This is a genomic window from Pseudomonas synxantha (assembly GCF_900105675.1).
Lineage (GTDB): Bacteria > Pseudomonadota > Gammaproteobacteria > Pseudomonadales > Pseudomonadaceae > Aquipseudomonas > Aquipseudomonas synxantha.
Window position 1 is genome coordinate 3,014,549 of record NZ_LT629786.1, and the last position, 14,004, is coordinate 3,028,552.

Consider the following 14,004-nt stretch of genomic DNA (forward strand, 5'->3'; position numbering starts at 1 on the left):
GACAACTGCCGTTGTAACTCCGGCTTTCAGCGCAGTACATCCCTGTGCCCCGGCCAGTTCAATCATAAGGAGCAGTTGGTGCGTTACTACCATTGCTTGTCGGGACAGGCTCGTGAAGCGGTGCGCTGCCAGACGTTTGCGGGCAGAGTTAATGCCACGCCGATAGCCGCCAAAAGCTGATTGCCTCGTACCGCTTCACGGCGGCTGGCTAGGCCCCCGGCGTCCGCCCTGCCCGCGGCGGGGGCCAGGCAGGCACTACTACCGCACGCTCGCCAGTAACCCAAGAAACAGCTTGTGATCCAACGGCGGCGTCACATCAGCATAGATCACCTTCAACACCGCGCTGTCGTTGGCGCCGGCGTCTCGCACCAGATCCTTCTGCAGCAGGAAGCGCTGGTGGGCCAATTTGAGGTGGGCGACGCGGTAGGCATCGTCCGCCACCTCGGTGTCGGCATAGTGAAAGTGCGCATACCAGAGCACGTGCGGCTGGTGCTTTTCCCGAACTGAAAATTCAGCGACGTAGTCACCGCTGGCAGTGGGTTGGCGCCGATGCACCAAATTGATATCGACCTTGCGGTGGGTCCACAGGTAGTCAATGTTTTCCTGGGAAGGGCGTTGCGCCTTGTAGCCTGTGCTGCGGTAATCGCGCCCCTCTTCGAGTAGGCTGGCAACCTCGCTACTGTACTCGCCGAGCAACGCCGCCACACCGGGCTTGTCCGCGTGGGCCGCTTCAATTTCCTGGATGATAGCGTTGAGCTTATTGGCTTGTTGCGTGAGCATGACCTCCCAATCCCTTGGGTCGACGTGTTCGCGGCGTGTCGGATCCCGCAGTTTTTTCATCTGGAAATGGATCGAGCGCCGGATGTCCTGTTTTTGCGCGGTCAGTTGATCGGCGGCACGCTTCAAATTTGCCAATGAGCGTTGGGGCGGCACAGACGTCGGCCTTCCTGGGCTGGCGACCACCAACTCCTTCCACACCCCCTCGCTGGGATGCTCGACAAAACTGGCAACCGCTTGTTGATTGAACGGGTCGAGAATCTCCATGATCACCACCTGCTCAGCCGATTGCGTCGCTCGGGCATCGCCGATCAACGTACCGCGTCGCTGGGTTTTAAAGGCCCGGTGGCTGGAACGCCTGGACGCTCGAAGTGAAGGCGTGTGGGTTGGCACGGCGATGCCCTCCTCCTCTCGCACCAGCGCCGCCAGCTCGGACTCGGCACTCTGACGCGCCTGGTTCAGCCGCTCCAGGAAGCGCGCCTGATAGACCGGACGGCTCAGCGCCGGATCAACCTCATGCAGCGCGTCAGAGGCACTCGCCAAGCGCGCATACTGGTTGATGAAGGTCGCCAGCACCGCCTTGCGCTCGCTGGCCGAAAAATGCGCATAGGTCCTCAGTGCAATGTGGGAGGACGTCGCCAATCGCAGGTTCTGCTCGTTGAGCAATTGGTAAAAATGCTGAACCGCAGGGGCGTCGGTCAGCGCGAGGTTGTCGATGCTCAAGGTTCTAAGCAAGTTGAGATTGTTCAGCGCCACGTTGAACGGGTCGGCCATTTCCTGGGTGGGCAGCGACTGGATGAACGCCCGACTCTCACCCAAGCCCCGGCTGGAGTCCTGCGCCTGCTCATTCAGGGTGGCCTCCAGGGCGTAGGTGTCCTCAAGCAGTTGCTGCTCCCTCTGGTTCATCTCCACCAGGCGGGAGATCAGATCCTGATAGGCCTCAGGCGTTCGGGCCGGCGCATTCGCGTCGATACGTTGGGCGATCTCCCCCGCCGACTCACCCTTTGGTGAAAAGCTGCTGTCCATGGCCAGCGCCAAATGCAGATTATGGATAAGCAATTGCGTAGCGCTGATGGCGCCATACTCGTTGGAACGGGCTTTCTCGAAGTCGCTGGTTTCCAGCGCCGCCGTTGTGGGTTTGATCGCTTTGATCAGCACCCGGCGTGTTTCGATCAAACGGCCGGCCTGTGCGACGAATGCCTCCAAGGCCCGACTGAACGTTTGCAGCAGTGTCTGACAGTGGGCTTGTTCGTCTTCGTGTTGTTTTTTCAGGAAGGCGACTTTGCGCTCATCGGTATTTTGGTCGAGCAGCGTCCACCAGTTTCTGAGTTTTTTCCTGGCTGAGAGGTACAGATTCCTTTGTGCTTTCACGCCCTCGAAGCGGCTGGTCATCACATCCGCCTCACGTGCTGTTTCCAGGTCGAGCCGGACGTGTTCGGCTTTCATTTGCCTCTTCGCTTTACGATTTTTCTCTTGTTGTGCCTTGATCTGATCACCCGGCGCACCACCGCGCAGCTTTGGCGCAAGATCCAAGGTCCAGCGACCGCCGCCATCGCTTTTCAACCACGGCCCGGTGCGTGATGAGTCCAGCGCGTCAACGATAAACACACGACTCGACGCCTGGCCTACACGATACAAGTCATGGCCAATCAGCGCATGCAAACCATCATCAAGGCGGTAAAGACCTTGGAGCGGCCCGATCATGATCGGCATCGGCAGGTGGGCGGGACGAGGCACTTTGAAACCCTCGACATAAGCACGCTGGCTGGTACTGAGGTGGTTCAAGGCGTTGGAAAAGGCAAAATCGAAGACCGTTCGGCCCTCTGCAATCGGTACGTCAGGCAACGCTACGCTGCTCGCCGCCAGCCTGGCCCCGCTGGGTAGGCTCCCGGCGGGACGGCGCACCGGGGTCAACACCAATGCCGCATCGCCGGGCCCGGCGGCGATCAAGGGTTTACTGGGCGGCGTGCCCCGGGTGACATGCAACAGTGCCAAGCTGAGGCTGCTCAACAGGTCGACCCAGGCCAACTCTCGCGTAACGGGATCGCTGCTCTGCAGTGCAGGAATGTCCTGGTTCAAGCTTTGGGTCAGCAGCAGCAACCACGCGATCGACATGGCAGAGCCTTGCAGCAGGGGCAGTAGCAAGGTGTTGAGCAACAGCCCGCCGCCTTCCAGGAGCAGTGCCCAACGGCTCTCAGCGTTGGACACCGACTCGCGATCCGCCAAGTCCACCAGTGACCGTGCATGTTCGCCAAACAGGTACGGCAGTAAGCGCCCATTGCGCAGATGTTGCAGCAGCTCCTCACTCCCCTCATCAACGGCCAACGTTGCGGGGCCGGGTGTCTCCAGCCGGTCGAACTCAGAGCCCAGACCAAAACGGATGATATGCGGTTCATTGAAACCACCGTTGGCATACACCGCTGGCGCAGGTTCGCTCAGCCACATCAATACGCTGTCCTGCAGCGCACCCGGCTGGGCAATCGCCGCCAACAGGGCCTCGCGGCCGGTGTACTGGGTCAACAGCTGCGGATAGAGCGGACGATAAAGGATAACCGGGCCAGGCTGGAGGTCCTGCGCTTCGATCACGAACATATTGTCGACCTTGTCCGACTGGGCACCCGGTTTGCGCAGCAGTGCCAGCGAACGGATAACAATGTGGCGGTCCTCGATAACACGTTCAGCGTCACTGAGTTGCATCAGCGCAGCGACATACCGATAGCCCTGCACCGTGAAACCCTGTTGCCCCTGGATCGCCAGCTCCAACGCCCGCAACGGTAGCTGCGCTCGCAACTGCTCGCCGAACAGCCGTTGGCGCTGCAGGGTTCCGTCGCTATCGGACAGCAGCAGGCGCTTGAGGTATTCCGGGTAGGTTTTGCCGATGTCCACACGCAGGACCAGATCAGTCAGGTAATCGGGGGTGGTCCAGTCCTGGATCAATTGACCGCCGGTGTGCCCTATGGTCATCGGACCTTTGGGCTTACCAACCAGATTGCTCAAGGCGAGATCAGTCAATGACAATGTTTTGCGCTGAATAATCCCCGCACCGCCTGGATAGCCTGTGGCCACTGCAAATGTCAGCTCCAGTTCGTCAGGGTTGTAGCCGGGCGCTATCGGTTGATCGATCAACATCTGCGCATGCAGGGCGCTTGCTGCGAAGGTTCTGATATCACTCACCCCGTCCAGGAAAGACAGCCCTTGAGCCTGAGCTTTAGCAGCGGCGAGCTCCAATAGATGGGTACGATAGGCCAGGCGTTGAGTATCCGAGGCGCTTTTCAACCAGTCGGGCAGTTGGGCGGCCATAGGCACTTTGGTAGGCGTTGAAGTAACAAATAAAAGGGTGGGATCGCTCACGGCGTCATACTGCTGCTCCAGCTTATGGAGCCCCTGATGGGAGGGTAAAGGGATAGCCGCCAGGTCCTGCAACTGCTGATTAAGCACCGCAGCCGCCTGGACGTCGAACACATTGCCATTGGGCTCGTAACGCTTCCACGCGATCTGGTCCGCAACAAATGCGCCGTCGATCTTCGACGCCCAGTAGCGATCAAACTCATCCTGGGAAGCAAATGACATGACGTCTCCCGCTAAAGAACACAGCAGGACCAACGAGGCGTTGACCACCAACAGGTCGGGCGATAACAGCGTGAACGAGGCTCCCGCCCGGGTCAGCGTCGTTTCCATGACATAGACGTGAACAGCCTTCGCCTTCAACGCCGCCAGACGGTCGAGTCGATCCGGGTAGTCCGTTACCTGTTGGAGTACGCCACGGGCCGGCTTAGCGAATGATGGGGCGATGGCTGTGTTTATCAGGTTGCCGCGCAGCAACTCACTGAGCCAGCGCCAACGGGTAGATCCGTCGTCTGCGCTTTGGTCCCAATACGCAATCAGTGCCTGCTGAAAAGCAATCGGGACAATGCTAGGCAACTCGCGGATGACTTGCTCGATCACACTCATATCTACGGCTGGCGCATCTAGACCTGTGGGGGCCAGCGGTGTTGGTGCGCTGTTGGTCAGGAAATGATCCCGTGTGTCTCGCGTTGAGAAATCCAGCGAAGTGCCATTCCCCAGGTGATCGAGCGCCACATTGAGCAAAACCCGTAAGTCCCACCCCCCCCAGTGCATTGGGTACGGCAAGCTTGGTGGTGATGAGGTTGAAGTCCAGGGTTGGATAGGCTTGTTTGATGCCCCGGTCCAGCCATTGGCCGACGACGGAGATCAAGGTGGGGTGATGCATGAACTGCACGCCGACGGCTCTGGCGACCAGGTTATCGGGAATGGCGTCAGGTGGGTTGATGGGCATGGAAAACGTCCTTTTTGTCCGTGGAGGCTCTGAAACCCGATGTGGGGGAGCTGGGCAAAAAGAAGTACCACGCTGGTGGAGACGGCGGCGGTAATGCGCTACCACAATGCCGGAACGTGCAGGTCTTGGGCAGGGAGTATTCGGGCAGGAGCGCACAAGCGTTTGAAAAACTGTCAGGTATGACAGTAGACGCCTGCGATTGCCCAGCTAAAAATGAGCGCTACATCAGAATCACTGGTCTCTGATTAGGCTAGCACCCTTGCCTGTCGTAATCGATGAGGATCAGTCATGGAGATTACTGAATGCCTCGCCTCAGAAAAGGTCATCTCGACACTACAGCAGCCGATGAATGCTCGACGCTCGCGTGTGCTTTGCGGTCAGTTGTGCCCGATCAATCCGCCTGCCGAGTCATTGATCCTGATCAAGCAGTGAACGTCGCAGGCCTATCACGTGCCATCCGCGTAACGCTGGCTATCGGCTTGTTCACCACCACCGGGCTGGCGCAGGCAGAACGCGCCCTCATCCAGCCGGCCCAGATACAAGAAGCGATAACGCTTGAAACAACGATTGAGGCTCAAAGTGCCACCGCCGCCCCCACCGACACCGCTTGGTATGTGGTGCTCAAGGGCACGACACCTGTCCTCATCACCGCGCCTCACGCCACGCAGCCCTATCGAGAAGGCGACTATCGCTATTCGGACGGGGCGGCTACCGCCGCACTGGCCAAACTGCTCCATAGCCTGACCTGCGCGACCGTTATATATACCCAATACCGCAGCCCCTCAGACCCCAACTACTACGACGACAATGCCTTCAAGGCACAAGTCGCCGAGCTGATCAAACAGCAGAAGCCGCAGTTATTGATTGACCTTCACGGCAGCAGCACCTCGCGCCCCTATGATGTCGACTTTGGCACCATGGAGGGGGCTTCGTTACTGGGACGCACCGATATTGTCTCGGGTCTGCGTAAAGCATTGCGCAAGGAAGGGCTTCGGAACTTCTCAGACAACTACTTCCCTGCCACCAAGAATCAGACGCTGACACGGTTTGCTTCTTCCCTCGGCGTTCCCAGCGTTCAGCTGGAAATCAACAGCACTTGGTTGCTTCCATCGGTGGGGGATATCTATGCCCAACGTTTTGCCCAGTTGTTGCAAGGCATCACTCGGTACATTCGAAATAGAACCGGTAATTTCGACGGCGCGTGTAGGGCGGATGCTTTGTGATTGGTTTATACGCATCAGCCGCCACGTCTCTGCCACGCCAGCCAGAGGCACTGGCGGGCTCGTTTGCGTTGGGCGTCTCCCAGGTAGGCTAGAGCTTGCTGTCAGCTTCTTCTATTCTCGCCCGCTTTACGACCGGAGCGCTTCGCCAATTTCTTCAATAGCAGAACCGACGTCATGACCGGCACGAATCATCTCTGCGAACCGCAGCATTACTGAAGCGCCGATGTCGTGGGACAACGCCAGGGTCATCAATTCCCGTATCGGCTCGTCTAGCGCTGCTTCGATAGCAGAGGAACAGGCCTGCCCTGTGAGCCAGGCAATAAGGGAAGAGACTCTATGACCAGAGGTATTTTCATCAACCCCCAAAATCTCGCCCAACACCATCCCCAATGTGCCCGCGGGGTGGTGCTCCGGGCGGCTCCACGCCTTGAGTTCAATCGACTCCCGCTGCACCTTCTCCAAGTTGCGCCGAATCTTTCCTGGAATGGTTGCTGCCGCTTTGGAACGGTTGTAGTACTCGCGATTCGCTAAACTTGCAGCGTCCCTGACAACCTTCCAGGCCACCGACCACAGCTGTGAAACGCTGTAGGTGTGCAATGCCGCGCGCATCGTACTTTTAATTTCTGCCAGCTCTTGTTCCGACAGATCATGGTTATAGAGTTCGCACTCAGCGCCCAAATAGCGCATGACATCAGCGACTGCATAATCAAGCCACAGGTTGAACAGCTCGTCAGCATCGGTATAAACCCTATCCGACAGACTACGAATGACTTCGTCCGCACTCCTTGATGCAGCATCTGGCGCCAAACGATAGACAACCTGATCCCCCAATACCCAAATCTCATCGCCTTTCCAATAGTAGGTCCCCGGACTTGCTTTACTCGGGTCATCAAGGACAAGCCCTGCCTCACGCAATTGCAGCATGAAGTCACCGACATACCGAGGCGCCAGGCCTCGACAATCGCCTAATCTGAAGCCGCCATTGGTTAATCTCGGGGTAACGGCCCTGTCCAACGCCAGCAGAAGCAACACCTGAGCGTCCGGTAGCGCTGAGTAATCCACCGTGCGGGTTAACTGCATGCCTACGTATTCGGCCAACTGCCGTTCAAGTTCTGCGGCTTTCGTCTTTTTAGCCGCAAGCGCAATCGCATCTTGATCGTTCTGACACAGCGTACAAAGCTTGGAGGAACGTTGAGGGACTTTTTTAGCCTCGGAGCGATTTTTGATTTCGATCAGTTCTGCGCACTTGGGACAGACCTGATTGTCATCGAATGCATTGCAACGTTGCCGTATGAAGCTGGCGAGTGTAACGCCTGGTGCCATTTCAATAACGTCCGTCAGCGCACTCACCTTTTCAAGGTACTGCCCTGACTCATCGACAGCCCAGTAACGCTCGATCAGCTCAATTTCTTTAGGATCTTCGGTCAACATTTGCAGCTTGATTGCCATGTAAACAGTCCTGTTTCGTGTGTATTTATTTCGTATTCAGTCATCGCTGACTTATGGGCGTGCATCGCTGAGTGCTGTTGCGGCGACACCCCCAACCTTGTTTACGTCTCTCTTCGTTTGACGCTCTTCCAGCAGTGTTCTCGGCAGCACAAACCCTTCGAAACTGCGTTGGGTGATCGGGTTGTTGGCCTTCTCTGCCCCAATCCGATAACGCATCAACCCGTCGGCGACAGAAAAAGTCAGGTCCACGCTGGTGTCGGTGCGGCCATTGAGGTGCCCGCGACTGAGCAGGCGGAACAACGACCACGGCCCGCGATAGCTCATGCTGGCGGTATTGCCGGTGCTGTGCACCAAGGTCAGTTGGCTGCCGTTGGTGTTGCCCAGACTGTTGGGCCACACCAGCCCGGTGCGTTGCGGCGCACCGTGCTGGTAGGGGATCAGTTGACCGTCAACGCTGAGCATGCTGCTCAGGCGGGTGGCGCTCAGGGCCAGGGGTTCGATGGTGAGTTGTACGGCCAGGTGGCCCCGATGGTTGAAGAAGGTGTCGCGGATGCGCTCGACCTTTTTCAACTGTTCCAACACATCGTTGCGCACCAGGTAGCCGCCGAGGCTGTCGGAGTACAGAGCGTCGAGGTTGTCTTTGAGGAACACGTTCAGGTACTGATCGTGGAACTGCTGCAGGCGGCCCTGGGGGCCGAAGAAGGCTTCGAAATCGTCCAGCGAGGCGTCCTCACCACTGGCCTTGAACGGGTAGCGGCCCGCCAGGCGGTCACGGTAGAAGCTGTAGATTTCGCTGTCCCAGCGCTTTTCCAACTCGCGCAAAGCCGCAATGACCAACACTTGTGAAGTCTGGTCGGCGAGTTTTTTGACGTGCTGGTTCAGCGGTTCGGGCAGGCCCACGGCGACGCGTTGCAGGTTGGCAATCGGGTCAGCGCCGTCCAGGGAGAAGCGGTTGAGTACGGTTTTCAGCGCCGCCTTGCCGGGATCGGGGTTGTCGTGCACGGTTTTGGCATAGTCGTAGACGGCACTGACCGAGCGCAGGGTTTCTTCGTAGTAAGACGGCTGCTCGCCTCGTGCGCTGATCAGCTCTGAAAGACTGGAGAATGCACGCCGAATCCCTGCTGCTTGTTGTTGCCCCTCTGGCACCTTGTCCAGCTTGAGCGGCGCTTGCCCTTCAGCCAAGGGCACGGCCGGGTAGATCACGCTGTTGTCACGCAGGGTTTCCAGCAACCGTCGTAGCGGTGCGGCCGGGCCAGTGACTTGCTCCAGCACCGCCACGCCGTGACTGAGGTCGTCGAAGTCGGTGACCGCGAACTGATTCAGTGCGCGTCGCCAGCTGTCCACGTAGTCGGCGCTGTACAGGGCGCGAATGCGTTGGGTCAGCACTTTGCGGTCTTCGTCGGAGTAGTCCAGGCGTTGGCGCTCGCCGAGCACCCACTGGTCGATCATCGCCAGTTCGATGATGCCCTCGGTGCCGGGCTCGAAGTAGTCTTTGAAACCCTTGGCGGTGAGCAGCGGCGGCAACTGCAGGCCGCTGCCCTCTTGATCAGTGTTGAGCGGGCGGTAGACGATATCGAACGCCGGGCCGACCTCATTGCGCAGGTCCAGCGGGCGATGCAAACGCTCCAGGGCATCCTGTTTCAGGCTCATGTAGACCCGTTCGGCCATGGGCAACTGGCGCAATTGCTGCTGCACCTGGGCAATGCGCTCCCGGTAGTGCGGCAGATCGGCGTCGGCGTATTTCAGGGCGTAGCCCAGGTGCCCCATCAAGTCGGCCTGCAACTGGCCCTGGCCTGGATAGGCGCGCTGCCACTGCTTGGCGACCCATTCTTCGACGATGGCCGGGCGGCGGTTTTGGCGTTCTTCGAGCATGCGGTAAACACGCAGGGCCGCCAGCTGCTGATTGCTGCCGGCGGGCGCGGTGTTGATTGCATCCAATACACCACTGGCAATCGCCGGCAGGAAGCGTTTGGACAGCAGATTCAGGTACGCCTCATCCACGGTAGGGCCAATCGCCCTCCCCTGGTACAACCCCATATCCGACAGCAACGGCCAGGCTTGGCGATAGTCGCCGTAGACCAGCACCGCATCACGGATCTGGTCCAGGGGCAACAACAGGTTGCGCCCGGTGGGGTCGACCTTGGCGTCGATGTCCCGCTCACTGAACTCCTGGCTCTTGGCCAATACATTGGCCGCCTTGTCGCGGTTGATATTGAAGTAAAACTGCCAGGTGCCGATGACGACCAAACAGCCCAAGGATGCGACGCTGAACCCGGCGATCAGCAACCGCCGCTTGCTGCGGGCCACCTTGATGTTGTCGCCCGCCAAGCCTGCTTCGGGGTAGATCACCCGCTGGAACAGTTGCTGGGCAAAGTAGATCGCCGTGCCACCGGCTGGTTTGACTTCGGGTGGCGGTGGCGGCAGTTGATAGGCTTGACCAGCTTCTTTGACGAAAGCGTTGCCCAGGGTGCCCTGCTGCAGCACCGAGGAGAAATACAGCCCGCGCACCAACGCCGGCGTGGTGAAACGATCGCTGCCGAGCATTTCGCTGAGGAAGCCGAACAGGGCCGGGCGCAAGCCCCCCATCTGATGCATCAGCGCCTGCAAGCGATCACACTCATCCAATGTGCGCGACTCCCTGGCGCTATTGAAAACCTGCTCGGTCAGGCAGTCGACAAAGGTTTGGTATTCGCGGGTCAGCTCCGCCAGCCAGGCATCGAAATCATCCACCGCATCCAGGCTGAAAGTGAAGCCCAGCAGGTCTTCGCGCCCGCTGCGCGATAACCGTGCGAAGAATTCTTCGAAGCCTTCCAGCAGGTCGAACTTGCTCAGCGTGATGTACACCGGCAAGCGCGTGCCCAACTGTCGTGTCAGCTCAAATAGCCGGGTGCGCAGCAGGTTGGCGTGGGCCTTGCGTTGTTCGGGACGTTGCGCCAGCAAGGCCTGTACATCGATCACCAGCACCACGCCGTTCAATGCTCGACGGCTGCGGTTGCGCGTTAGCCAGTCAAGCAGATGCGACCAAAGGCGCGCGTGGGTGCCCGTAGGCAGCACCGATTTGACCTTGCCCTGCTGCTCGACGTGTTCAGCCGGTGAAGTCGGGTGGCTGAGAAATTCACCCGGTGGATCAATCAACACCGCCTCGTCACCGATCCACCAATCCACCGGATAGGCCAGTTGCTCTTCCTGATGGGCCCTGACCCCCGCCTTGGTCACATGGGACAAAGCGAAGCTCTGGTTGGAACGCGTGATCAGGCTGGTCTTGCCGGCATTTTCCTCGCCCAGCACCAGGTACCACGGCAGCTGATACAGCGAACGGCGGCGCTCCATGTTGTTCAGCAGGTTGCCCAGACTCCGATCCAAGGCCCTCTCCTGCGCCTCGACATACGGCAGGCAAGGATCGGCCTGCACCGCCGCCTCATGTTGACGTTCAACCTGCAGAATCTGATAACGATTACGCACCCGCCACGCCCAGATCAGCAGCGGCACCACCAGCACCACGACACTGGCCGACACGCGCATCGCCAATTCACCCAGCGGCTGACGCTCGCGCCAGGTCCACTGCGGGCCCAGCCACCAGATGGCGATCAACAAAAACACCACGCCCAGCAGCACCAATACCGGCACCGCCTGGTTGAACTGCCGCAGCACCGGCAGGCCCCAGCGTTTGAGGTAACCCCAGACCGTTTTCATGAATCGCTCCTAGCGTGTTTGTAGAATTCGTTACCCACAGACATGGTCCCCTTTGCTCTCGTTAAAGGCCTTCTCAGTGTCATGGCTTGCGCTGCGCAAAGCTGGCGATGAACTCATCGAGGATGCGTTTGCTTTCGGCGGCTTCCTCTGCACTGGGCCCGCGAATGTTGGCCCAGGGATCCGGCTTGGGCGCGACCGCGCCGTAGCGGATGCGCACGGACTTGAGGATTGCATCCCACACGGCCATGGCTTCGTAGTCGGTGAGAGGGGGATTGACGGGGTCCGGACTGGCGGGCTGTTGCCAAAGCGGGAGGTCGTAGCCTTTGTTGGCGAATTGGGGAAGGGTCCATCGAACGAGGTCTTCTGGTTCATCGGGGTCAATCGGGCCTGCGCTCATACCCCCTGCTGAAAGACGGAGACTCATGGCCGGGCGGCTTAGAGAGGGATTCTCGCGATAGTTCTCGCTGACAAAGAGTATCTGACGGTGAGTATCGTCGCTGAAACCGATCAAGGACTCTTCGGCTTGCATGTCGGCCAGTGTGATTTTCCCAGCACGCAGATTCTCGTAATCGCCGGCGAGAAAAATCTTCGTGTCTTTTTGGGTGCGCACGTGCAAGCGCTCTTCGTCATCAGGCGAGAGTGCATTGATGTAGATGGTCAGCGATACATCCGAAGCTGGCGGGCGAAAATAGAAGCTGGCGATCTCCTGATCGTGATGACTTCGGATCACAATCGGCCCCAGAGCAAAGCCTGCACCGGCGTTCTGTGGTGCAGTAACTTTGAATATTTCTTTGGAGAGTTTTAAAAGGCGTGCCTCAACCGGGGCGGTGTTGCCTTTAAAGGAGTCCGCGCGAAGCATGACATAGACGTCATCGACCAGCAGGTGGAGTTCGTGAACGAAGGTTTGGCGCTGAGTCATGCGCATGTAGTACTGCAACATGACACTTTTCGATGTCTCCCTCCTAGCCGAAACCAGCATGGGTACATCAGACTGCATATAGTTTTTGATCGCTGCGATTCGATGCGATCGCTCATTCAGTGCGGTATCAAACCGCTGCTGCGTCACGCCCTCTCCCAAGACTCGCACCTCTACCGACGAATGATCGGCGCCCAGCCCGTAGAACAGTTTCACATCGCCGCCGCCACTGCAGTTGGCCGGCAAATCAATCAAGCCTCGGCCCAACGCCCAGGTGCGCATGTTGCTTGTCATTTCACTCACGTTACGTTTCTCCTGCTCGCTGGGTTGTTTGAAAGCGGCGCACCCCGCAAGCAACGCAAACGTCAGGCACATAAAAAAAGGTCGCCGCCTGCACAAAAGGAGTTGGGAGGGTTGACGGTGAAGGCGGCTAAAAAAAAGCCGGTGGGTGCTATTCATTGATCGCTATCCCCTGGTAACGACCTGCGCTTTTCCAAACTGGCGATGAACTCATCGAGGATGCGTTTGCTTTCGGCAGCTTCCTCGGCACTGGGCCCGCGAATATTGGCCCAGGGATCCGGCTTGGGCGCGACCGAGCCGTAGCGGATGCGCACGGACTTGAGGATTGCATCCCACACGGCCATGGCTTCGTAGTCGGTGAGTGAGGGATTGACGGGGTCCGGACTGGCGGGCTGTTGCCAAAGCGGGAGGTCGTAGCCTTTGTTGGCGAATTGGGGAAGGGTCCATCGAACGAGGTCTTCTGGTTCATCGGGGTCTATTGGACCTGCGCTCATACCTCCTGCTGAAAGGCGAATGCTCATGGCAGGGCGGCTCAGGGAGGGGTTGTCTCGATAGTTCTCGCTGACAAAGAGTATTTGACGGTGAGTATCGTCGCTGAAACCGATCAGGGACTCTTCGGCTTGCATGTCGGCCAGTGTGATTTTTCCAGCGCGCAGATTTTCGTAATCGCCGGCGAGAAAAATCTTCGTGTCTTTTTGGGTGCGCACGTGCAAGCGTTCTTCGTCATCCGGTGAGAGCGCGTTGATGTAGATGTTCAGCGATACGTCTGAAGCAGGAGGGCTGAAATCGAAGCTGGCGATTTCTTGGTCGTGATGACTTCGGATCACAATCGGCCCCAGAGCAAAGCCTGCACCGGCGTTCTCAGGTGCAACTTTGAATATTTCCTTGGACAGCTTTAACAGGCGGGCCTCAACGGGGGCTGTATCACCGTCATAGGATTCGGCGCGGAGCATGACGTAGGCGTCACCCACCAGCAGATGGAATTCGTGGACGAAGGTGTCTGGGACTTCGGTGCTCTCAAAATACTGCAGCCATATCTTCTGCGGGGTTTCACGACTTGCTGAAACCAACATAGATGCGTTCTGCTGTTCATCGTTCTTGACCGCCGCGATTCGGTGCGCACGCTCGTTCAATGCGGCATCAAACCGCTGCTGCGTCACGCCCTCTCCCAAGACTCGCACCTCTACCGACGAATGATCGGCGCCTAGCCCGTAGTAGAGCTTCACGTCACCGCCGCCACTCCAGTTGGCCGGCAAATCAATCAAGCCTCGGCCCAGCGCCCAAGTGCGCATGTGGGTAATCATTTCGCTCACGTTACGTTTCTCCTGCTCGCTGGGTTGTTTGAAAGC

General features: G+C 58.6%; 6 protein-coding genes. 1 reads left to right on the plus strand and 5 read right to left on the minus strand.

The window, feature by feature from the left end:
• Positions 1-258 precede the first annotated feature (258 nt).
• Entirely contained in the window at positions 259-4,728 is a 4,470-nt protein-coding gene (locus BLU48_RS14005) for a hypothetical protein (RefSeq protein ID WP_057024145.1), read from the minus strand.
• A 648-nt stretch (positions 4,729-5,376) separates the two neighbouring features.
• Here BLU48_RS14005 and BLU48_RS14010 point away from each other — a divergent pair.
• Positions 5,377-6,297, plus strand: a complete 921-nt coding sequence (locus BLU48_RS14010) for a hypothetical protein (protein WP_057024147.1) — start codon at positions 5,377-5,379, stop codon at positions 6,295-6,297.
• A 126-nt stretch (positions 6,298-6,423) separates the two neighbouring features.
• Here the strand turns inward: BLU48_RS14010 and BLU48_RS14015 are convergent, their stop codons facing one another.
• The 4 genes from BLU48_RS14015 to BLU48_RS14030 form a co-directional block, all read right to left on the minus strand.
• Positions 6,424-7,746, minus strand: coding sequence for a hypothetical protein (locus tag BLU48_RS14015; protein ID WP_057024148.1), 1,323 nt, complete (start codon positions 7,744-7,746; stop codon positions 6,424-6,426).
• 51 nt (positions 7,747-7,797) lie between these two features.
• A complete protein-coding gene (gene tssM, locus BLU48_RS14020; RefSeq protein WP_057024149.1) occupies positions 7,798-11,439 on the minus strand; it encodes a type VI secretion system membrane subunit TssM in 3,642 nt (1,213 codons plus the stop codon).
• A 79-nt stretch (positions 11,440-11,518) separates the two neighbouring features.
• Positions 11,519-12,649, minus strand: a complete 1,131-nt coding sequence (locus tag BLU48_RS14025) for a T6SS immunity protein Tli4 family protein (RefSeq protein WP_231989060.1) — start codon at positions 12,647-12,649, stop codon at positions 11,519-11,521.
• 161 nt (positions 12,650-12,810) lie between these two features.
• Positions 12,811-13,959, minus strand: a complete 1,149-nt coding sequence (locus BLU48_RS14030) for a T6SS immunity protein Tli4 family protein (protein ID WP_231989061.1) — start codon at positions 13,957-13,959, stop codon at positions 12,811-12,813.
• Between the last annotated feature and the right edge of the window lie 45 nt (positions 13,960-14,004).